24 protein-coding genes and 1 pseudogene are annotated in these 22282 nt (G+C 46.7%); 21 read left to right on the forward strand and 4 right to left on the reverse strand.

Annotated elements, in window-relative coordinates; all coding sequences use genetic code 11:
* Positions 1–35 precede the first annotated feature (35 nt).
* Entirely contained in the window at positions 36–815 is a 780-nt protein-coding gene (locus tag MTBPR1_RS01785) for an enoyl-CoA hydratase-related protein (protein ID WP_069185821.1), read from the reverse strand.
* Positions 816–912: 97 nt separating this feature from the next.
* Here MTBPR1_RS01785 and MTBPR1_RS01790 point away from each other — a divergent pair, with 97 nt between their 5' ends.
* A complete protein-coding gene (locus MTBPR1_RS01790) occupies positions 913–1755 on the forward strand; it encodes an alpha/beta fold hydrolase (protein ID WP_069185822.1) in 843 nt (280 codons plus the stop codon).
* Positions 1756–1903: 148 nt separating this feature from the next.
* Positions 1904–2416, forward strand: a complete 513-nt coding sequence (locus MTBPR1_RS01795; RefSeq protein WP_069185823.1) for a chemotaxis protein CheW — start codon at positions 1904–1906, stop codon at positions 2414–2416.
* 78 nt (positions 2417–2494) lie between these two features.
* Here MTBPR1_RS01795 and hemB read toward each other — a convergent pair whose 3' ends face one another.
* Positions 2495–3508, reverse strand: coding sequence for a porphobilinogen synthase (gene hemB / locus MTBPR1_RS01800; RefSeq protein WP_276204524.1), 1014 nt, complete (start codon positions 3506–3508; stop codon positions 2495–2497).
* 84 nt (positions 3509–3592) lie between these two features.
* Positions 3593–4885, reverse strand: coding sequence for an O-acetylhomoserine aminocarboxypropyltransferase/cysteine synthase family protein (locus tag MTBPR1_RS01805; protein WP_069185825.1), 1293 nt, complete (start codon positions 4883–4885; stop codon positions 3593–3595).
* Positions 4886–5319: 434 nt separating this feature from the next.
* Between MTBPR1_RS01805 and icmF the strand changes: the two genes are divergently transcribed.
* From icmF to MTBPR1_RS01875, 14 genes and pseudogenes are all read left to right on the forward strand, one after another.
* Positions 5320–8583 (forward strand): fused isobutyryl-CoA mutase/GTPase IcmF, encoded by a 3264-nt coding sequence (gene icmF / locus MTBPR1_RS01810; protein WP_069185826.1) that lies wholly within the window; start codon positions 5320–5322, stop codon positions 8581–8583.
* Positions 8584–8897: 314 nt separating this feature from the next.
* Positions 8898–9347 carry a Crp/Fnr family transcriptional regulator gene (locus MTBPR1_RS01815; protein ID WP_069185827.1) on the forward strand — a complete coding sequence of 150 codons (450 nt, stop codon included), beginning with the start codon at positions 8898–8900 and terminating at the stop codon, positions 9345–9347.
* A gap of 17 nt (positions 9348–9364) precedes the next feature.
* A pseudogene (locus MTBPR1_RS01820) lies at positions 9365–10240 on the forward strand (hypothetical protein); the annotation flags it as partial.
* A 61-nt stretch (positions 10241–10301) separates the two neighbouring features.
* A complete protein-coding gene (locus MTBPR1_RS01825) occupies positions 10302–10529 on the forward strand; it encodes a DUF6898 family protein (RefSeq protein WP_069185829.1) in 228 nt (75 codons plus the stop codon).
* Between the two features lie 107 nt (positions 10530–10636).
* Positions 10637–11083 (forward strand): ribose 5-phosphate isomerase B, encoded by a 447-nt coding sequence (gene rpiB, locus MTBPR1_RS01830; RefSeq protein ID WP_069185830.1) that lies wholly within the window; start codon positions 10637–10639, stop codon positions 11081–11083.
* Between the two features lie 58 nt (positions 11084–11141).
* Positions 11142–12425, forward strand: a complete 1284-nt coding sequence (gene glyA / locus MTBPR1_RS01835) for a serine hydroxymethyltransferase (RefSeq protein ID WP_069185831.1) — start codon at positions 11142–11144, stop codon at positions 12423–12425.
* A 25-nt stretch (positions 12426–12450) separates the two neighbouring features.
* Positions 12451–12909, forward strand: a complete 459-nt coding sequence (gene nrdR / locus MTBPR1_RS01840) for a transcriptional regulator NrdR (RefSeq protein WP_069185832.1) — start codon at positions 12451–12453, stop codon at positions 12907–12909.
* Positions 12878–14038, forward strand: a complete 1161-nt coding sequence (gene ribD / locus MTBPR1_RS01845) for a bifunctional diaminohydroxyphosphoribosylaminopyrimidine deaminase/5-amino-6-(5-phosphoribosylamino)uracil reductase RibD (protein WP_338031268.1) — start codon at positions 12878–12880, stop codon at positions 14036–14038. Before nrdR ends, ribD begins: the two co-directional genes overlap by 32 nt.
* A gap of 27 nt (positions 14039–14065) precedes the next feature.
* On the forward strand, positions 14066–14659 hold the full coding sequence (locus MTBPR1_RS01850) for a riboflavin synthase (protein ID WP_069185833.1): 594 nt from the start codon (positions 14066–14068) through the stop codon (positions 14657–14659).
* Positions 14649–15782, forward strand: coding sequence for a 3,4-dihydroxy-2-butanone-4-phosphate synthase (gene ribB / locus MTBPR1_RS01855; protein ID WP_069185834.1), 1134 nt, complete (start codon positions 14649–14651; stop codon positions 15780–15782). Before MTBPR1_RS01850 ends, ribB begins: the two co-directional genes overlap by 11 nt.
* Position 15783: 1 nt before the next feature.
* A complete protein-coding gene (locus MTBPR1_RS01860) occupies positions 15784–16245 on the forward strand; it encodes a 6,7-dimethyl-8-ribityllumazine synthase (protein ID WP_069185835.1) in 462 nt (153 codons plus the stop codon).
* Positions 16246–16250: 5 nt separating this feature from the next.
* On the forward strand, positions 16251–16751 hold the full coding sequence (gene nusB, locus MTBPR1_RS01865) for a transcription antitermination factor NusB (protein WP_069185836.1): 501 nt from the start codon (positions 16251–16253) through the stop codon (positions 16749–16751).
* Positions 16752–16753: 2 nt separating this feature from the next.
* Positions 16754–17704, forward strand: a complete 951-nt coding sequence (thiL, locus tag MTBPR1_RS01870; RefSeq protein WP_083222821.1) for a thiamine-phosphate kinase — start codon at positions 16754–16756, stop codon at positions 17702–17704.
* Positions 17705–17775: 71 nt separating this feature from the next.
* Entirely contained in the window at positions 17776–18237 is a 462-nt protein-coding gene (locus tag MTBPR1_RS01875; protein WP_069185837.1) for a hypothetical protein, read from the forward strand.
* Positions 18238–18272: 35 nt separating this feature from the next.
* Here MTBPR1_RS01875 and MTBPR1_RS01880 read toward each other — a convergent pair whose 3' ends face one another.
* A complete protein-coding gene (locus tag MTBPR1_RS01880) occupies positions 18273–18722 on the reverse strand; it encodes an outer membrane protein assembly factor BamE (RefSeq protein ID WP_083222822.1) in 450 nt (149 codons plus the stop codon).
* A gap of 93 nt (positions 18723–18815) precedes the next feature.
* On the opposite strand from MTBPR1_RS01880, the gene MTBPR1_RS01885 reads away from it, so the two are divergent.
* The 5 genes from MTBPR1_RS01885 (at position 18816) to MTBPR1_RS01900 (ending at position 22236) form a co-directional block, all read left to right on the forward strand.
* Positions 18816–19370, forward strand: coding sequence for a ubiquinol-cytochrome C chaperone family protein (locus MTBPR1_RS01885; protein WP_083222823.1), 555 nt, complete (start codon positions 18816–18818; stop codon positions 19368–19370).
* Positions 19371–19372: 2 nt separating this feature from the next.
* Complete coding sequence (locus tag MTBPR1_RS01890; protein WP_069185838.1) at positions 19373–19915, forward strand: YceD family protein; 543 nt, start codon at positions 19373–19375, stop codon at positions 19913–19915.
* Between the two features lie 87 nt (positions 19916–20002).
* Positions 20003–20185 carry a 50S ribosomal protein L32 gene (gene rpmF / locus MTBPR1_RS17690; protein ID WP_083222825.1) on the forward strand — a complete coding sequence of 61 codons (183 nt, stop codon included), beginning with the start codon at positions 20003–20005 and terminating at the stop codon, positions 20183–20185.
* 26 nt (positions 20186–20211) lie between these two features.
* Positions 20212–21249 carry a phosphate acyltransferase PlsX gene (plsX, locus tag MTBPR1_RS01895; protein ID WP_069185839.1) on the forward strand — a complete coding sequence of 346 codons (1038 nt, stop codon included), beginning with the start codon at positions 20212–20214 and terminating at the stop codon, positions 21247–21249.
* A gap of 18 nt (positions 21250–21267) precedes the next feature.
* Positions 21268–22236, forward strand: a complete 969-nt coding sequence (locus MTBPR1_RS01900) for a beta-ketoacyl-ACP synthase III (RefSeq protein ID WP_069185840.1) — start codon at positions 21268–21270, stop codon at positions 22234–22236.
* The last annotated feature ends 46 nt before the right edge of the window (positions 22237–22282 follow it).

A 22282-nucleotide genomic window follows, 5' to 3' on the forward strand; every position in this document is an offset into this window, starting at 1 on the left:
AATAGTTTCTGGCCCGCGCCAGAATGACAAAGCGCTTACTTGGCCTTAAAGATCGGCTTCTTCTTTTCCATAAAGGCGCGATAGCCATTTTGGTAATCTTCTGAATCACAGGTCGAGAAAGCTTCATCTAGCTCTTCTTGCGTTAAAGGAGAGGGCTGTTTTAAGCGTGAGACCATCTTTTTATGCAGGCGCGCTGCCAGTGGGGCACCTTTGGCAATACGTTCTGCGCAAAGCTTGGCTTCTTCTTCAACTTCCCAATCTTCTACAATACGGTTGATCATGCCCACACGCAGGGCATAGTCCGCATCAACCACACGGCCTTCCAGCAAAAGCTCTAACATCACAGCCGGGCTGACAAGGCGCAAGATGGCATCCAGTTCAGGATAAGCCAATGTGTGGCCCAAACGGTTGATCGGCACACCAAAACGAGAACTTTCCCCAGCGATGCGCATATCACACGCACATGCAATTTCCAGCCCGCCACCAGTACAAGCCCCTTTGATCATGGCAAGTGTTGGATGGCGACATTCTTCAATAGCCTTTACCGTGCGCGTCACAATCTCGCCATATGCTTTGGCTTGGGCAGCACTTGAGCGTTCTTCAGGAAATTCCCCAATATCAGCACCTGCGGCAAAGGCCTCATCGCCCGCACCGCGCAAGATGATACAGCGCAGATCATTATCGGCTGAAAGTTCTTCCATTACATCGCCAAGCTTTTGCCAAGCGGGCTTGGTCAAGGCATTGCGTTTTTCAGGATTATTGATCGTTACGGTGGCGATTGTGCCATCACGTTGCAGCAAAATAGGCTCGCTCATTCTTATTTTTCTCACTTTTAAAAAATAAACTGTTTGACGAACAAACTACCAACTTTGCAAGATAAGGCAAATTTTTTGAATAAAGGGATGCGCACTCATGCAGCAGAAAAGTTTTCTAAGTCTCGGCCCCCATGGTTTTCATCGTATTGCCTATACCCAATGGGGCTTTCCTGAAAGTGGACGCACAGCCATCTGCGCCCATGGCTTAACCCGCAACGGACGTGATTTTGATGAGCTCGCTCAATCCTTAACCGAGACCCATCAGGTTATTTGCCCAGATATAGCGGGCAGGGGATATAGTGATTGGTTGCTGAACCCAGCTGATTATGGCTTTCCTCTTTATGTGAGTGACATGGCAACCCTGCTGGCAAAGATCGGCGATGAAAAAGTTGATTGGATTGGCACTTCCATGGGCGGCATCATCGGCATGATGCTGGCGATCCAGCCCAATTCGCCCATTCAACGCCTGATTGTGAATGATGTGGGGCCTTTTATTCCCAAAGAATCCTTAGCTCGTATTGGGGATTATCTGGGCATGGACCCTAAATTTCCGAGCCTTGAGGCATTGGAACAACATATCCGCCTTATTCACGCGCCCTTTGGTGAGCTGAGTGATGAGCAATGGAAACATCTGGCGGAACATAGCGCAAAAAAATGTGAAGATGGTCAATATGGCTTTCATTATGACCCCGCGATTGGGGAACCTTTTAAAGAGGCTGAGCCCGTTGATGTGGACCTCTGGCCCATATGGGAAGCCATTCAATGCCCTGTGCTGATTCTACGTGGTGAGGATTCTGACCTTTTAACTGCTGAAACGGCCCAAGAAATGTTAAAACGCGGCCCCGATGCCGAGCTGGTTGAAATCCCCAAGGTTGGACACGCCCCAACGTTGATGGATGAAAGCCAAATCGGGCTTGTAAAACGCTGGCTTGCCGGGTAATTATAAAAATAAGTAGAATAAAACAACAATTTGGCTTAACTCAGAGGTATATTTTGTGTAGATTTGGTGTGAAATCAAATCAGGGGGGATAAACTTATGAGTAAATTCCCAAATGACAAGCCGAAATGCTAATGGCCGGAGTTAAAAAATGAATCAGCTCGTGACAACAAATGACGCGCAATCTACAGACCTCATCAAAGGGGACGGTTTAGAAGATTACGTGACTTTCAAAATCGCTGATCAATTGTTTGGTATTCCCGTTCTGAAAGTTCAGGACATTTTGATGCCGGACCATATTGCCTTCATCCCGCTGGCACCAAAAGAAGTTGCGGGTTCCATCAACCTTCGCGGTCGTATCGTTACCGTAATTGACGTGCGCGTTCGCCTTGGTCTGCCAAAGCGTGACGACGAAGGTCAGAGCATGGGCGTAACCGTTGAACATATCAACGAGCTATACAGCCTGCTTGTAGATACAGTTGGTGAAGTTCTCAGCCTTGATGAAAAGAATTATGAGCGCAACCCATCGACACTCGACCCAATCTGGCGCGAGTTTGCCTCAGGCGTTTACCGCCTTGATGGTCAATTGATGGTTGTTCTGGATGTTGATCGTATGCTCGATATCCAAACAGGCGATCAAAAAGTTGCAAAAGCTGCTGTCTAATCAGTTAAGCCAAGCTATTAAAAAACGCCGTATCATTTGATTGATACGGCGTTTTTTTATTCTCTATGTGACGATGCGTTATTTTGCCAGCAATTTTGCTGCCTCAACCGCGCAATAGGTGAAAATCACATCAGCACCGGCGCGTTTAAAACATAACAGACTTTCAAGAACGGCGTGGTCATTGTCCAGCCAGCCATTTTGAACAGCCGCCTTCAACATGGCATACTCACCACTCACATGATAAACCGATACGGGCATGCCAAAGCTTTCTTTTAAGCGATGTACGATATCAAGGTAGGGCATGCCCGGCTTGACCATCACCATGTCTGAACCTTCTGCAATATCAAGGGCAGTTTCGCGCAAAGCTTCATCACTATTGGCCGGATCCATCTGATAGGTTTTCTTATCACCTTTTCCAAGGGAACCTGCCGAGCCCACAGCATCGCGAAACGGGCCATAAAAAGCAGAGGCATATTTCGCCGCATAAGACATCATCTGCACATTATGAAAACCTGCACCATCCAAGGCATCACGAATAGCGCCCATGCGCCCATCCATCATATCAGAAGGGGCAACCACATCACATCCGGCCTGGGCCTGAACGATGGCTTGCTTACATAAAACTTCCAGCGTTGCATCATTAAGCACACGACCCTCTTTTACCAGACCGTCATGACCATCACTGTTATAAGGGTCAAGCGCAATGTCGGTATAGACACCCATGTCTGGATATTTCTCTTTAATGGCGCGCACGGCACGACAAACAAGATTATCCGGGTTTAGCGCTTCTTTGGCATCAGGTGTCTTTAAGCTTTCATCGGTGTAGGGAAAGATTTCAATGGCAGGAATGCCCAGCTCATAAGCTTCGCCAACCGCACCGACTAAAAGGTCCACTGACAAACGTTCCACACCGGGCATGGAAGCCACAGCTTCGCGGCGGTTTTCGCCTTCAAGCACAAAGATCGGCCAAACGAAATCATCAACAGTTAAGCTGTTTTCACTGACTAAACGGCGCGACCATTCATGTTGGCGATTGCGGCGCATGCGCGTGCGTGGAAAAGCTTCATTTGTTAAAAAATGCGGACGAGACAAGACAGATACCCCCAAGAAACGAAAACGCCGGACCATATATAGCCCGGCGTTTATGCTTAAATTATGGCAAAAGTGCAATAAAGATTACGCTTTACCCAATGCCTGTTCGATATCAGCAATAATATCATCAGCATGTTCAATACCAATAGATAAGCGCACATAACCCGGTGTGACACCCGCTTTGGCCTGTTCTTCTTCACTCATTTGAGAGTGTGTTGTGCTTGCAGGGTGAATGGCAAGAGAGCGCGCATCACCAATGTTCGCCACATGATAAAGTAGTTCAAGTGAATCGATAAAGCTGCGACCTGCATCCAGACCGTCTTTAAGTTCAAAACCCACAAGTGAGCCATAACCGCCATCAAGATAGGCATCTGCACGACGCTTTGCTTCACCGTCTTGAATAGAAGGGTGGATCACGTTGGAGACTTTTGGATGGTTTTGCAGGAATTGAACAACCTTATCGGCATTCTCACAATGTTGGCGCATACGCAGTGGCAAAGTTTCCAAACCTTGAATTGTCTGCCATGCATTAAACGGGCTTTCAGCCGCGCCAATATCACGCAAGAGAGTTACACGTGCACGAATGATATAAGCAATCGGACCAAGGGGCTTAACCGCTTCTGTCCAGACCGCACCGTGATAGCTTGGATCAGGCTGGTTCAGGGTTGGGAAGCGATCACCGCCAGCTTCCCAATCAAAATTACCACCATCAATGATCACACCGCCAATAGACGTACCGTGACCACCGATATATTTGGTTGTGGAATACATCACCACAGCCGCACCATGATCAAATGGACGACAGATCAGCGGTGCTGCCGTGTTATCCACGATTAATGGCACACCCAACTCACGACCGATATCAGCCACTTCTTTAATTGGGAAAACATTCAGTTTAGGATTCGGCAGAGTTTCTGCAAAATAACAACGTGTTTTATCATCTGTTGCTGCACGGAAAGTTTCAGGATCAGCCGGATCAACAAAACGTGCTTCAATGCCCATTTGCTTAAACGTATTTGCAAACAGGTTCCATGTCCCGCCATAAAGGTCAGTGGACGTCACAAAGTTGTCACCTGCTTGGCACAGGTTTAAAATAGCAAATGTTGCCGCAGCCTGACCAGATGCCACACCAAGGGCAGCCACACCACCTTCAAGGGCAGCAAGGCGCTGTTCCAACACATCAGTTGTCGGGTTCATGATACGTGTGTAGATGTTTCCGAACTCTTTGAGCGCAAACAGGTTTGCCGCATGTTCAGCACTATCAAACTGATAAGAAGTCGTTTGATGGATAGGCACAGCAACAGATTTTGCCGTTTCGTCGTTGCGATAACCAGCATGGAGTGCCAGTGTTTCAGGATGAAGTTTCTTATCAGACATGAAAGCTTTCCTAGTTATATAAGAGTTTAAAATTGTTGCTAAGAGACCACCTAAGCACTGTTGCGTCAAGACGGTTTATTCTTCATACGTAAAATAAATGTATATCCCCTGAACTCTTACAACATATTAAAACTGTTATTAAAAGTCTTTGATAACATACTCATGAATCTATTTTTACCTATATATAAAGGGCAGGGTTTCTTGTCTTGCTACAAAGTGCAATGGTTAGCCTTGAAATTATTTACAATTTGACGCTTTACCTTTTAAACCTTTTGCTTTACGTTTACGTAAACGTCATTAATGAATATTAATTGATTTGCATTTTTGGCTTGGCTTTTTGTAACGTCCTCCCATTATTGGGTTAGGGCGTTTTGAAAACAAATAAATCGGCATTTCAATACCGAATTATTTAATCAGCACTTTGGGAGGATCATATGCCAGACGGTAGCACTAAGAAAAAGGCTCATAAACTCAAGAACCCGGTTCGTTTTGTAACGGCCGCTAGTCTTTTTGACGGTCACGACGCATCAATCAACATCATGCGCCGTATTCTTCAATCCAGCGGTGCTGAGGTGATCCACCTTGGTCACAACCGTTCTGTTGATGAGATTGTAACAGCTGCTATTGAAGAAGATGCACAAGGCATTGCCGTAAGCTCTTATCAAGGTGGTCACGTTGAATATTTCAAATATATGATCGACCTGCTCAAAGAACGTGGCGCAGGCCATATTAAAGTCTTTGGCGGCGGTGGCGGTGTAATCGTCACTGACGAGATCCAAGATTTGATGAGCCACGGTGTTGAGAAGATCTATTCTCCTGAAGATGGTCGCAAACTCGGCCTTGAAGGCATGATCTTGGATATGGTTAAACGTGCTGACTATTCTCCTGTTAAAGATATCGCCAGCCCGAAAAGCCTTGCGAAGCTGAAAAAAGGCGACACCAATGATCTCGCGCGTATCTTAACAGCGCTTGAAAATGATCTATTGGACGCCAAGCTGAAAAAGCAAATTGATGAAGGTGGCGAGAAAATCGGCACTAAAATCCCGGTTCTCGGCATCACAGGTACAGGTGGTGCGGGTAAATCATCACTCACAGATGAATTGATCCGTCGCTTTCGCATGTATTCAAACGAGCCACGTATCGCCGTGATCGCCATTGACCCCACACGTCGCAAAACAGGTGGCGCACTTTTGGGTGACCGTATCCGCATGAACGCCAACAATGTAGATAATATCTATGTTCGTTCTGTTGCCACACGTGACAATAAATCAGAAGTCCCGCCAAGCATGACCTCAATGATCAGCGCTTGTAAATTGGCGGGCTTTGATCTTGTGATTGTTGAAACACCGGGCATTGGTCAAGGTGATGCGGGTATCGTTCCTTACGTTGACTTCCCCATGTATGTGATGACACCTGAATTTGGTGCTGCCTCTCAGCTTGAAAAAATCGACATGCTTGATTTTGCTGAATTGGTCGCCATTAACAAGTTTGATCGCAAAGGCGCAAAAGATGCCCTTCGTGATGTTGCCAAACAAGTTATGCGCAACCGTGAAGAATTCCACGCCAAGCCAGAAGATATGCCTGTTATTGGCTCTATTGCCTCTCGCTTTAATGATGAAGGTGTCACAGCGCTTTATTACGAGCTTGTCACCCTTATGGGCAAAAAGAAGCTTGGTTCACTCAAGACTGTTTTAAAAGAGTCTCCCGGCATTCGTCATTCCTCCCCCAAAACGGCAATTGTTCCACCGGATCGTCGTCGTTATTTGGCTGATATTGCCGATACGGTGCGTGGCTATCATAAAGATATTGCCCAACAGTCTAAAATCGCACGTGAGCGTCAACAGCTGCGCGAAACACAGCGCATGCTTGAAGATGCCGGCGAGAAGGGTAAAAAGTCGATCAAGAAACTGATCAAAGACCGTGATCAAAACCTTGATGGTCGTTGCCACAAGCTGTTGGAAATCTGGCCAACGGTTAAAGAAAACTATTCTGGCGATGAATATGTTGTGAAAATTCGCGACAAGGAAATTCGCACAGGTTTGAAGTATGAAACCATGTGTGGACTGAAGGTGCCAAAAGTATCTTTGCCTCAGTTTGAAGACGAAGGTGAAATCCTGAAATGGCTTCTTAAAGAAAACGTGCCGGGCAGCTTCCCTTATACAGCTGGTGTATTTGCCTTTAAACGTGAAGGCGAAGACCCAACACGTATGTTTGCAGGCGAGGGCGATCCTTTCCGTACAAACAAACGCTTTAAGTACCTATCACAACACTCTGATGCAAAAAGACTTTCTACTGCATTTGACTCCGTAACATTATACGGTCAGGACCCGGATCACCGCCCTGACATCTATGGTAAAATCGGTAACTCCGGTGTGTCTGTTGCCTCACTGGATGACATGAAAGTGCTGTATGATGGCTTTGATCTAACCGCACCCTCAACATCTGTTTCCATGACCATTAACGGTCCGGCACCGATGATTTTGGCGATGTTCTTAAACACAGCGATTGATCAGCAAATCGAAAAGTTTGAGAAAGATAATGGTCGCGTGCCTACCGATGAAGAGATCGAAAAGATCAAAGCATGGGCCTTGGCAAATACACGCGGTACCGTTCAAGCCGATATCTTAAAAGAAGATCAAGGTCAAAACACTTGTATTTTCTCCACTGAATTTGCCTTGAAAATGATGGGCGATATCCAACAGTATTTCGTTGATCACGATGTACGCAACTTCTATTCGGTATCCATTTCCGGCTACCATATTGCAGAAGCAGGCGCGAACCCAATCTCACAATTGGCCTTCACACTGTCTAACGGCTTTACCTATGCAGAAAGCTATTTGGCGCGTGGCATGCACATTGATGATTTTGCCCCGAACCTGTCCTACTTCTTCTCAAACGGTATGGACCCTGAATATACGGTTCTGGGCCGTGTGGCACGTCGTATCTGGTCAACAGCTATGCGCTTTAAATACGGTGCAAATGAGCGTTCACAGAAACTGAAATACCACATTCAAACATCTGGTCGTTCACTCCATGCCCAAGAAATGGATTTCAACGATATCCGCACAACGCTTCAAGCTTTGCTGGCAACTTATGACAACTGTAACAGCTTGCATACAAACGCCTATGACGAAGCCTTTACAACACCGACTGAAGAGTCCGTGCGTCGTGCCTTGGCTATTCAGATGATCATCAATCAGGAATTCGGTCTTGCGAAAAACGAGAACCCGAACCAAGGGGCCTTCATCATCGAAGAGCTCACTGACCTTGTTGAAGAAGCCGTTCTAAGAGAGTTTGAACGTATTTCTGAGCGCGGTGGTGTTCTTGGGGCCATGGAAACAGGTTTCCAACGTGGCAAAATCCAAGATGAATCATTGTACTATGAAATGAAAAAGCACGATGGCTCTCTACCGATCATCGGTGTGAACACATTCTTGAACCCGAAAGGCGATGAGCCTGTAACACCTGATCTGGCCCGTTCAACAACGGATGAGAAAGAAAGCCAAATCAGCCGCGTTAAGAACTTCCAAGACAGCAACCGTGCAAAAGGTGAAGAAGCCTTGAACAAGCTCAAAGACACAGCGCGTTCTGGCGGCAATATGTTTGAAGTTCTCATGGAAGCTGTTCGTTATTGCTCTATGGGGCAAATTTCGGACACGCTCTTTGAAGTTGGCGGAAAATATCGTCGTAACATGTAAGTCACTTACAGACCTTAAGACATCTCTTAAAAAGCCCTATCGGTTGCTCCGGTAGGGCTTTTTACTTAGTTCATATAGATAGGTAAATACATACAAAGGTATTGATTTTAAAAAGCTTTTCATCTTTCAAATGCGACAAAAAAAATAAAAATGAAAAACTTTCATTTTAAATCAATGACTTGAAATTTTTTGCAGCCCACCTCACCCAAATGGGTCTATTGAAACATCTCAAAAAGGCACATAATTAATTGAATAAACAGGATAAAAGGCAAAAAGCCAAAATGGGGTAACGTAATTGGGCGGTGAGGGCTAAAATGGGTGTGAACGAATTTAAACGAACAAAGTTCTCTGCAAATACAATCTTATTCAAAGAAGGTGAGCCTGCTGATTTTGCCTATATCATTCAAACAGGCAGTGTGAAGATATATAAAAGAGGGCCCAACGGCACACAAGTACCCCTTGCTTTAGTTGAAGAGGGGGGTGTGGTTGGTGAAATGGCGATTATCAATGATCTACCCCGTTCTGCCAGTGTGGTCGTTCATGAACCTGTTGAAGCCATCATGGTCGATAAAGAGTCCTTTAATGACAGGCTGAAAGACACAGACCCCTTTCTCTATTCATTGATCAAAATGGTCATCACACGCGTGCGCCATACATCAGACCAAACCGCTGGCCTGTTTGAAAAGATCAACTCCAACCAGACAAAAACAGTTAAGCGCTTAAATACGCCCCCTAAAACCACACGACCTTCCTTTGAAATGTAAATTTCCTTCTTGCTGATCCAAACCCGCAAAAACGAAATAGCTTAAGAGGTGGCCTGCAAGGTGTGGGATTTGGTGAAATTTATGATGTGAGCAACATGTATAAGGCTGAGCAGGAGCTACAGCGCAAACATTATGACATTCTTGTGCTTGATGCCTCATTTGGCTTAAATGAGATTTGTGAACTCACACAAAAAATCCGCCATGGCGTGAATTGTAAAAACCCGTTTCTTTCCATTTTGGTCATGACCAATAACAAAAGCCCGCAAGCAAACCGATCTTTTCTTAACGGCGGGTGTGATCTTGTTTTGGAAAAACCAATTTCAGTAGAAAGCATCATCAAGACATTTCGTGACCTTTGCAGAAGTGATCGCCAGTTCGTTGTCACTTATGATTATGCTGGGCCTGATCGTACTCACCTTAAAAAAGATGGCGCTGCACCTGCACCCGCCATTACGGCCCCCAACACCCTTGCAGCAAAAGTACTTAAGCAAGCTGACCAAAAAGAGCTGGAACCTTCAATCTTTGACAGTATTTCAGAGCTGAATTCCATGAAGATGGAACGCCACCTTGTACAGCTTTCATGGCTGTTGGATAAAATGTCACCAAAAACCCAAGCCGAATTTGATTTTAACTACCTGCTTGATTGCATTGATCAGGCCTTAGGGGAAATCTATAACTGTGCCTTGCGCAGCAGCTTTAGTGTCACATGTGATATCTGCAACGAAATGCGCAAACTGGTCTATAACCTGAGACAAGCTCAAGAATGCACCAACGATCTCTATAAACATATGACCTTTTTCTATAGAGAACTCTCAGATAATCTGCCCGTTTCAAAGGGCCAACCCACAGCAGCAGTTCCAATATCTCCACAAACATCTGCGGCTGTAAATTGACTTACGCAAAATAGCTATTACATTAGCAGTAGGAATAATTTTAATTTTAAGACCCTACATCATGTCCCAACAGGTACATTTACGCCAAGTTTTCTATGAAACGCGTTTGTATGGAAAATACATTCGTGTCCATGCGATTGATCCCGACAGCGGTATAGAAGCCATTGCAACGGGGCTTCGCTCTATGGGAGAAGCTTTTGTGAAAAAAAACGCCAAACAAAAGCTCGAATATAAGATCAGAAAAAAACGCGAACAGGCCCAACAAAAAACCAATGGCTGGATTGCGTAAAAGTAATCCCTTAACTCCAATAAGTTTACGTGGCTTTTTCATTGTATCTTCGCCTTTGGCTGTGCTACATAATCGCCAACATTGACCATTGATGAGGATCATCGATTATGGCGTCTCAAAAAATTGCAATCGCCTGTGATCACGGCGGTTTCGGGCTTAAATCAACCCTTATTGAAGACCTTAAAACAAAAGGTTTTGAAGTTCTCGATCTGGGGTGTGAAGGTTCAGATTCCGTTGATTACCCTGATTACGCCTATAAATTGGCTCAAGCCATTAAAGACGGTCAAGCTGATCGCGGAGTTGTTGTTTGTGGTTCTGGCATTGGCATTTCCATTGCGGTTAACCGTTTTAGCGAGGTGCGTTGTGCTTTAATCCATGATGCATTGGGGGCGCGCATGTGTCGCGAACATAACGATGCAAACGTCATTGCTTTTGGGGATCGTATGATCGGTGAAGCCACCGCCCTTGATTGCCTTGATGTTTTCCTCACTACAGAATTTGAAGGCGGTCGTCACGCTCGTCGTGTCGAAAAACTGTCTAATCCACCGCTTTGAAGCATAGCTCTTAAAAGCATTTTCTTTTTTCTCCTCTTAACTGGAAAGGCTCACATAAATGTCTTTTGAAAATTTCTTTACTGCTACTTTGGCAGACTCCGATCCAGAGGTTTATGCTTCTACCCGTGAAGAACTCGGCCGTCAGCAAGACCAGATCGAACTGATCGCTTCTGAAAACATCGTATCGCGCGCTGTGATTGAAGCTCAAGGTACGGTTTTGACCAACAAATACGCCGAAGGCTACCCAAACCGTCGTTACTACGGTGGTTGTGAGTATGTTGATGTTTCTGAACAATTAGCGATCGATCGCGCAAAAGAGCTGTTTGACTGCCAATATATCAACGTTCAGCCACACTCTGGCGCACAAGCCAACGGTGCAGTCTTTATGGCTTTGCTCCAGCCCGGTGACACCATCATGGGCATGACACTGGCTTCTGGTGGTCACCTTACACACGGTGCCCCACCTGCACAGTCTGGTAAATGGTTTAACGCTGTTCAATATGACGTGTCTCGTGAAACCCAAGACATCGATTATGATGAAGTTGAAGCTATGGCTGTTGAAAACAACCCAAAGCTTATCATCGCGGGTGGTTCTGCCATTCCACGTCAAATCGACTTCAAGCGTTTTCGTGAAATTGCTGATAAAGTCGGCGCCCTCTTGATGGTTGATATGGCTCACTTTGCCGGTCTTGTGGCTGGTGGTCAGCACCCAAGCCCACTGCCATATGCGGATGTTGTAACAACAACAACACACAAAACACTGCGCGGTCCACGCGGCGGTATGATCCTGTCCAACAATCTTGATCTGGGCAAAAAGATCAACTCTGCTGTCTTCCCGGGCTTGCAAGGTGGTCCACTCATGCATGTGATTGCGGCAAAAGCTGTTGCATTTGGTGAAGCGCTTCGCCCAGAATTTAAAGACTATGCCGCACAAGTTGTGGCAAATGCCAAAGCATTGGCTGCTGTTTTGGTTGAGCGCGGCTGTGACATTGTGACAGGTGGTACGGACACGCACCTCATGCTGGTTGACCTCCGCCCTAAAGGGGTAACAGGTAAAATGGCAGATGCGGCATTGGAACGTGCAGGCATCACCTGTAACAAAAACGGCATCCCGTTTGACCCTGAAAAACCAATGGTAACATCCGGTGTTCGCCTTGGTACACCCGCTGGCACAACACGTGGCTTTAAGGAAGAAGAATTCAAGTTGATCGGTAATTTGATCTCTGACGTTCTAGACGGCCTTGCTGCCAATGGTGAAGACAATAACGCAGACGTTGAAGCAGAAGTTCGCGCCAAAGTTAGCGAGCTTTGCAAACAATTCCCTGTGTATAAAGACTTCTAAGGTTAGCCTTTAAGGAACGAATGACATGCGCTGTCCTTTTTGTGGAAATCACGATACTCAAGTAAAAGACTCGCGTCCCACCGAGGACAGCGCTGCTATTCGCCGTCGCCGTTATTGTCCGGCCTGTGCGTCACGCTTTACCACGTTTGAACGTGTGCAACTGCGTGATCTCATGGTCGTTAAACGCGATGGTACCAAAACGCCGTTTGATCGTGATAAGCTGTTAAGCTCTATTCGTATCTCACTGCGCAAACGCCCCGTTGAGGAAGATCAGATCGAACGTATTGTCAGTTCTATCCAGCGTCAGCTTGAAACATCCGGTGAAACCGAGATTAATTCCAAAGCCATTGGTGAAAAGGTGATGGACGTTTTGCTGGAATTGGATAAAGTAGCATACGTAAGATTTGCATCCGTTTATAAAGATTTCCGTGAAGCAAAGGACTTCGAGGACTTTGTCGAAAATTTGGGAACAAATAACCAATAAGGCTCCCATCGCTGCAACAAGCGATGAAGCCTATATGAAAACAGCCCTTGGACTTGCCAGACGCGGTCTTGGTAACGTGTGGCCGAACCCGGCTGTGGGCTGTCTTGTTGTTAAAGACGATATTGTACTGGGCCGTGGCTGGACACAGCCCGGTGGACGCCCCCATGCCGAAACCGAAGCTTTGGGTCGGGCAGGGGAAGCTGCGCGCGGGGCAACCGCATATGTAACGCTTGAGCCCTGTTCACATTTTGGTGAAACTCCGCCTTGTGTAGATGCGCTCATTAAAGCAGGTATTTCACGCGTTGTTGTTGCACTTGAAGACCCAGACCCACGGGTTTCTGGGCGTGGCATTAAAAAGCTTAAAGAAGCAGGCATTGACATTGTCTTAAATATCTGTCGCGATGAAGCCTTGGAAGTTAATGAAGGTTTCTTCCTTAAAGTGCTGAAAAACCGTCCCATGTTCACCATGAAGATGGCGACCACACTGGATGGTAAAATTGCTGTTCATACCGGGGAAAGTAAATGGATTACCGAAGCCCCCACACGCCAGCAAGGCCACCTGTTGCGCGCCAATCACGATGCCATCATGGTTGGCATTGGGACAGCAAGCGAAGATAACCCAAAACTCACCTGTCGCTTGGACGGGCTTGAAGGGCATTCTCCTGTGCGCATTGTTGTTGATCGGCGCATGCGCTTGCCCCTAACGGGCCATCTTGTTACCCAAGCCCAAAACATCCCCACATGGATGTTTACCTTGGGTGACCAAGACGATATCCGCGCAGAAGCCTATCAGGCCGCAGGCATCGAGCTTATCACCCCGTCAAAGTCGAACAATGAAAACGGCATCACCCTTGATTGGGTCGCTTATGAGCTTGCCCAACGCGGTCTTACCCGTGTGTTGGTTGAAGGCGGTAGTCACTTGGCTGCGGCCATGTTGCGCCGTAATCTGGTCGATCGCCTGTCTTGGATGCGCGCACCGCGCATGATGGGTCATGACGGTATCCCGGTATCACAGGCCTTTGGTGTGGACCATCTAGAAGACACCCCGTTTTTTGATCGCACAAATCTCTTTAATTCCGGTGATGATCTCGTTGAGCTATACCGCCGACGTGATTTTGACCTCTCTTAAAAGAATAACTGAAAGAATATTACTGTCATGTTTACTGGCATTATTACTGACCTTGGACGTGTAAAAAACATTGAAAAAGCAGGCGACACCCGCTTTGAATTTGAAACCGCTTATGACCTCAACACTGTTGATATCGGTGCTTCAATCGCCTGTAACGGTGCGTGTATGACCGTTGTTGAAAAAGGCCCAAACTGGTTTGCGATTACAGCCTCAGGCGAGTCTCTTTCTAAAACCACCATGGGTTCATGGAAAGTTGATACACAAGTTAACTTTGAGAGAGCGTGCCGCGTTGGTGATGAGCTTGGTGGTCATATTGTTTCTGGTCATGTAGATGGCATTGCTGAAATTGTGTCTCTCACACTTGAAGGTGATTCACACCGCTTTAAATTTAAAGCACCTCAAGAATTAAAGAATTTCATTGCGCCCAAGGGGTCAGTTACGCTAAACGGCGTATCCCTAACGGTAAATGAAGTTGAAGATGACGTCTTCGGTATCAATATCATTCCCCATACAATGGAAGTGACAACGTTTGGTCAATCCAAGGTCGGCGATTTCGTCAACCTTGAAATCGACATGCTGGCGCGTTATGTGGCGCGTTTGCTAGAAAAGGATGAAAAATAAAGTGAGCGAATATAGTCAATATCTGTCTAGCATCGAAGAGATCATCGAAGATGCCAAAAACGGGCGTATGTTCATTCTTGTCGATGATGAAGACCGTGAGAATGAAGGCGATCTGGTGATCCCGGCGCAAACCTGTGACGCCGATGCGGTTAATTTTATGGCCACACATGGTCGTGGTTTGATCTGCCTTGCCATGACGGGCGAGCGCATTGATCACCTTGGCTTGCCCTTGATGACCACCCATAATGCATCGCGCCATGAAACGGCTTTTACAATTTCTATTGAAGCGCGCGAAGGCGTCACAACGGGGATTTCCGCAGGTGATCGTGCCTTAACGATTAAAACTGCCATTGATGTAAACTCCACACGTGCAGACATTGCCACACCGGGCCATGTCTTTCCGTTGCGGGCACGCGATGGCGGCGTTTTGGTCCGTGCTGGTCATACAGAAGCATCCGTTGATGTAGCCCGCCTTGCTGGCCTTGATGCCTCTGGTGTCATCTGTGAGATTATGAATGATGACGGTACAATGGCACGTATGCCGGATTTGGTTGAATACGCCAAACGTCTGGATTTAAAAATTGCCACCATTGCTGATTTGATTGCGTATCGCCGCAAACATGACCGCATTATTGAAAAGAAAACTGAAACCAAGCTCAACAGCATTTATGGTGGTGAGTTTGAGATGCGCGTTTACACCAATAATGTAGAATATGCAGAACATGTTGCCTTGATCAAAGGCGATATCACCACAGATGAGCCTGTGATGGTTCGTATGCATGCTCTCAACGTCCTTGATGATGTGTTGGGTGATCACGATGCAGGTAAAGAAAAAGAGCTGCATAATTCCATGCGCCATATTTCTGAAGTGGGTCGTGGTGTGATTGTCTTGCTGCGTGAGCCGCAACGTTCCAGCCTGTCTGAGCGTGTTGAAGCCCATGCAACGGGTCGCAAACCCTCAGGTCAGCTGCGTGATTATGGTACAGGTGCGCAAATCTTGCTGGATCTTGGCATTAGCGATATGATCCTCTTAAGTAATTCAGAACGTAAGAATATCATCGGCCTTGACGGATACGGCTTGGCCATCGTTGATCAACAAACCATTCCGGCAATGGAGGAGTAAAATGGATAAACCTCGTATTTTTGTGGCAGAGGCCCGTTTCTACGACGATATTGCCGATGACTTATATGCATCGGTTGAAAAGGAATTTGAAGGCAAAGGCTATGAGCTAAAGCGCTATCAGGTTCCCGGTGTGTTTGAATTGGCGCCTGCCTTTTCTTATGCCATTCGTTCCATGGAAATTGGCGCAATGGGCTCACGTTATGTCGGTTTCATCAGCTTGGGCTGTGTGATCCGTGGTGAGACAACCCATTATGATGTGGTAGTTGATGAAACCTCCCGCGCCTTGATGGACCTGAGCGTTAATCACAATCTCGCCCATGGCTTTGGTATGATTACGGCAGAAAACCGTGAACAAGCCTTGGTTCGTGCTGATCGGGAGCAAAAAGACGTGGGCGGTAAAGCCGCACGCGCGTGTTTGCAAATGATTGAGCTTAAAAAAGAACTTCACCTTTTGCCTAGATAGAGACCATGAACGATAAAGTTAAAAAAAGTAAATCCGTAAAAAGAAGCTCAGCCCGCCTTGCAGCTGTTCAGGCTTTATATGAAGTGGAACTTTCTGACAGCAATGTTGATGATGTTCTGATCGAATTTCAAAAAACACGTTGGAATACCCCACAAGAAGAAGGCGATGAAGATCGCGATACAAGCCCGCTGGCAGCGCCGGACAAGCAATTGTTCACCGATTTGCTGCGTGGTGTTTCCAAGCGCCGTGACGAGCTTGAAGGCATCATGGAAGGTGGCCTTTCTCAAGAATGGAGCGTTGATCGCCTAGAAGCCATCGTGCGCATCATCTTGATGAGTGGTATTTACGAGCTTTACATCCGCCAAGACGTGCCTGTGCGCGTTGTCATTACCCAATATGTGGATGTGGCCCATGCCTTCTTTGAAGGCCCAGAGCCGGGCTTTGTAAACGGTGTGTTAGACCGCATTGCCAAAACATTGCGAGCTGACGAACTTACCAAGGCTTAATCGTGCTGGGTGAATTTGAACAAATCGCACAAATTATGGCTCCTTTAGCTCAAAAGGCTAAAGGAGCTTTTGCGTTAAAAAATGACGCTGCTGTTTTTCACCACGGTGCTGGTGAAGAAATTGTTGTCACCACAGATACACTTGTGGCTGGCGTTCATTTCTTTGCCAATGATGCCCCGGTTTTAATCGCCAAAAAACTGCTTGGGGTCAATCTTTCGGACTTGGCTTCCATGGGAGCAAGACCGACCCATTACACGCTCAATGCCTCATACCCCAAAGACATCACCACAGACTGGATCAAATCCTTTGCAAGCGGGCTAGGGGAGATGCAGGATAATTTCGACATTTGCCTTCTTGGTGGCGATACAACCCACACCATAGGGCCTTTAACCCTCTCTCTCACAGCCTTTGGCACCATTTCACAGGGCATGAGCCTGCCAAGGCTTGGCGCGAGAGTGGGGGACCTTGTGTGCGTAAGTGGTACAATTGGCGATGCAGCCCTTGGCCTGCTTGTCGCCCAAGGAAAGCTCGAGGACCAACGGGGGCATCTTCTCAAACGCTATCATGTGCCGATCCCGCGCATTCATCTTGGTCAGGAACTTGTCGGGCTTGCAAAAACCTGCCTTGATATCTCTGATGGGTTGGTCACGGACATGGCGCACATGCAGGTCGGGATAGATATTGAGCTTTCAAAAATCCCGCTTTCAAAGGCAGCTCAACAGGCGCTTGAAAAGGATTCTTCACTGCTAAACAGCATTTTAAATGGCGGGGATGACTATGAACTGCTTTTTACAATTGCCCCTGAAGATAGAGAAAAGCTGCTTGAGAGTGCAAAGAAAACCAATACAGACATCAGCATTATCGGCAGAATTACAGAGCAAAAGGCCCTTCGTCTGATGAAAGAAGACGGGACTTGCTTAAGTAATATTACACCGGGATATCGTCATTTTTAATTTGAGAAACTTGCATTCCCTTAAAAGCCTAACGATAATGGCTTAATTCTTGAGGGCATTGGGCGCAAATAATGAAAAAAGCTATTCTTTTTCTGGTTTTACTACTGGTCGTTGCTGGGGCCGCTGTTGGGGTATTATATTTCCTCAAGCTTGGTCCGTTTGAAGGGCCTCCACCTGAAAAAACAGCTGAAGAGCTCGAGCTTGAAAAAGAAACCACAACCACCACTATTGCCATCAAACCCTTTACCATCCCCATGTTTCAAGGTGAACGCGTTGCTGGCGGTATCAAAGTTCAGTTTGATCTAGAAGTTGCCCTTGGTCAGGAAGAGCTGATCAACGCACAAATGATCCGCCTGGAAGATGCGTACTTGCGCGACCTTTATGTCTTTATGCCACGCCTGTTGCGCAATAAAGAATCCCTAGATATTGCCGCGTTGAAAAAACGCCTTAAGCGCATCACCAAGAAAGTTTTGGGTGAAGATGCCACACATGTGGAAGATATTCTGATCCAGTCGGTCGCGGATACTAAGTAAGACCATTCCTGCACAAGCAGAAAACCAATGGTATATTATTTGTTGAAGCGACCTAGGTTACCAAAGACCTGTTCAAAGAAGGTGATTTCATTACCCGCTGTTGCTGTCACACGTTCAACAAACTGGATTTTGCGGCCCTGTTGATTGTCTTTTTTCTCAACCCACTCAACCATGCCTTCTTTGGTAAATTTAACCTGAATTACTTTGCGGTCCAGAATCTCTGGCTCCATAAAGGCATAATATTCGACGCGTTCACTGATATAATACCAAGATTCGCCGCCAAATGTTGAAAATGTCGATGGCGTACCCAATATCTCTGCAACATCTCGTGCATGAATTTCACCGGGTATAATTTCAGCCATGCGTTCTTCGCTCGGCAGGTTGCCACGTGTTGCAAACTGCGACGTACAGGCACTTAGCATCAAGGCTGCACCCATGAGTAAACCAACACCGAAAACTGTTTTTGAACGAACCATTTTTAACATCGTGACCTATAAACCTAGATTTTCACTTTGATCAGAGCCCCTACAATATCTTATAACACCCGATGATCAAGTTTTATTGGAGACTTTACTGTCGTGTTTCTCACCAAACTGTTTAAAACCAAGCCTGCCTATTCTGAAGAAGTTCAGGCTTTGTATATTGCGATGGTCAATCAATCGCGCCTTCCTGTTTTCTATAGCGACTTTGAAGTCGCCGATACGGTAGAAGGGCGCTTTGATATGATTTTGCTCCATGCCTATGCGCTGTTTAGAAAGCTAAAAGCAGGCGGCGAGGCCACAGAAGAATTCGCCCAATCCCTTTGGGACCTGATGTTTGCCGATATGGACCAGAATTTACGCGAACTGGGCGTTGGCGACATGGGGCTTGCCCGACGTGTCCCTCGTATGGCTGAGGCCTTTTATGGGCGCATTACCGTCTATGAAGAGGGGTTAAATGCCCAAGATGAAGACGCTTTGCTCAAGTCAGCCCTTGATCGAAATCTTTATCTCAAAACACCCGTGAGTGACGAATCGCTCACAAAAATGGCGCAATATCTTCGTGACATCATCACAAATCTGGATAATGCAGACCTTAATGACCTCCAAAAAGGCGAAATCCAGTTTGGTACGCCGCCATCAAAAGAGACATGATCATGAGTGAAAACGAATTCACCCATCCCTTTGCTGTGGATAAACTCGGCCCTAATCCGAAACGCATTCACATTGATGCAACTGAGCAAGAACGCGCTGCCCTTAGTGAGCGTTTTGACCTTGATGAGATGACGATCTTCAAATCTCAGGCCGTTTTACAGCGCCTATCAGGTAAAAAAATTGAATGTCGCTATGAAGGCCATTGTGAAATTATACAACAATGTGTTGTCACCTTTAAACCTGTAAAAACCGGCATTGATCTGGCATTTACACGGGTTTACGACTCATCTTTTAAACATCAAGATGATGAAAAAGAAGTCGAAATCGACATTGATGCTACAGATGAGCTTGATCCCATCATAGATGGTGTGATAGACCTCGCCGATGCTTTGGCAGAAGAGCTGGGATTGGAGATTGACCCTTACCCCCGTGCTGATGGGATCGCTTATACCGAAATTGGTGTGGGCCCTGAAATCACTGAGGAAGAGATTAAATCCAACAATCCATTCTCTGTTTTAGCAGAAATAAAAAATAAAAGTGACTAAAGCGCCATTATTGGCTTGCTCTATATGACACTTTCGTTTAAATAACCGCCTCCCTCGTTTTCGAGTTACAGTAAAGAGTACAGAATAATGGCTGTTCCTAAGAAGAAAGTTTCCACATCTCGTCGCAACATGCGTCGTTCACACGATTCACTTAAAGCATCTGTGTATAACGAATGCCCTAACTGTGGCGAGCTGAAGCGTCCGCACCACGTTTGTTCTGAATGCGGTCACTACGATGGCCGTGAGGTTACCGACGTCGAAGCTGTTTAATCAGTTTCGCTTGAAAGGTTATCTCCTTGTCAAACGATATGACGCTAGCCATTGACGCTATGGGGGGCGATGCCGCCCCTGCTATGGTCGTTGAAGGCTTAAGCATCTGCAAGACAAAGCTCCCTGGTGTTCGTTACCTCCTCGTAGGGGATGAACGTCAGTTGGAGCCTTTGTTGATTCAGTATCCACAGGTCAAAGACATTTGCACCATTGTCCATACCGAAGAGGTTGTGACCAATGATGACAAACCGGCCGTTGCCCTGCGCAACCGTCGCAACTCGTCTATGCGCCTGGCCATCAATGCGGTTAAAAGCGGTGATGCTGACGGTATTGTTTCTGCGGGTAATACAGGTGCCTTAATGGCCATGGCAAAGTTTGCACTGCGCACGCTGCCCGGCATTGATCGCCCTGCAATCGCAACGTACCTTCCACATCGTACAGGCGGCTCAGTCATGCTTGACCTTGGTGCCAATGTGGAATGTGACGCAGATAACCTGACCCAATTTGCCGTTATGGGGGAAGTATACGCCCGTAACGTCCTTGGTCTTGAAAAACCCAAAGTTGGCTTGCTCAACATCGGTGAAGAAGACCTTAAAGGCAATGATTCGGTCAAACAGGCGCACACGATTTTGCGCGATACACCGCTGGATATTGATTTCTACGGCTTTGTTGAAGGCGATGATATTGGTAAAGGCACCGTTGATGTAATCGTCACCGATGGTTTTACAGGTAACATTGCCCTTAAAACGGTTGAAGGCACGGCGCAATTGCTCGTTCACTTCCTAAAAGATGCCCTAACAGGCAGCTTCTTGGGCAAGCTGGGCGCCTTTATTGCCAAGCCCGCCTTGATGACTTTTAAGAAAAAAATGGACCCCCGCCAATATAACGGCGCTATGTTCTTGGGTTTGAACGGAATATGCGTTAAAAGCCATGGTGGAACAGACGCTCTTGGCTTTGCCAATGCGGTCGGTGTGGCACATGATCTTGTTCATCATGGCTTTAACGACCTGATTAAAAAAGATCTTGAGCGTTTGATGGATGCCCATAGCGGCGAAGACTCATAATTTTGGTGGCAGTTTTTTATGGCCTTACGTTCAAGAATCCTCGGATGCGGATCATATCTTCCTGAAAATGTCGTAACTAACGATGATCTGGCTGAAAAAGTCGAAACATCGGATGACTGGATTCAGGCCCGCACAGGCATTAAACAACGCCATATTGCCGAAGAAGGCGAACTGACATCTGACCTTGCACGCAAAGCCGCCCTTAAAGCGATTGAACATGCGGGCATTGATGTACAGGATATCGACCTGATTATCCTTGGCACCACCACACCGGATAATACATTTCCCTCCACCGCAACCAAAGTGCAGGCCCAGCTTGGCTTGACCCATGGTTTTGCCATGGACGTTCAGGCGGTGTGTTCCGGCTTTATGTATGCCTTGGCAACGGCGGATAATTTCCTAAAAGCCGGGCAGGGTAAAACAGCACTGGTTATTGGGGCTGAAACTTTTACACGTCTGCTTGATTGGGAAGACCGCACCACCTGCGTTCTTTTCGGTGACGGGGCGGGTGCCGTGATCTTGCGCGCTGAAGAAGCAAGTGACGACTCCGCCGGTATTTTATCGACCCATTTACATTCTGATGGGCGCCATCAGGGTATTTTGATGGTTGATGGCGGTCCGTCTTTGACCCAAACGACAGGTCATGTGCGCATGGCCGGTAAAGAAGTTTTCCGCCATGCCGTCGTCAACCTGGCAGAAGTTGTTAGAGAAGCTTTGGCAGCCAATGATTTAAGCGCAGATGATGTGGACTGGATTGTTCCTCACCAAGCCAACAAACGTATTTTGGACGGCACTGCAAAAAAACTGAAGGTCAACCCTGAAAAGGTTGTTATCACGGTTGACCAGCATGCCAATACTTCTGCGGCTTCCATCCCACTGGCGCTCGACGCTGCAGTGCGAGATGGTCGCATTAAGCGCGGGGATGTTCTCATCCTTGAGGCCATGGGCGGCGGCCTGACATGGGGTTCTGCACTCGTCCGTTGGTAGGACTTGTTATTAAAAAAACTAATACAATCAAACCTTTGATATTGAC

Origin of the sequence: Candidatus Terasakiella magnetica (genome assembly GCF_900093605.1) — a bacterium.
In the GTDB taxonomy this organism is placed as follows: domain Bacteria; phylum Pseudomonadota; class Alphaproteobacteria; order Rhodospirillales; family Terasakiellaceae; genus Terasakiella; species Terasakiella magnetica.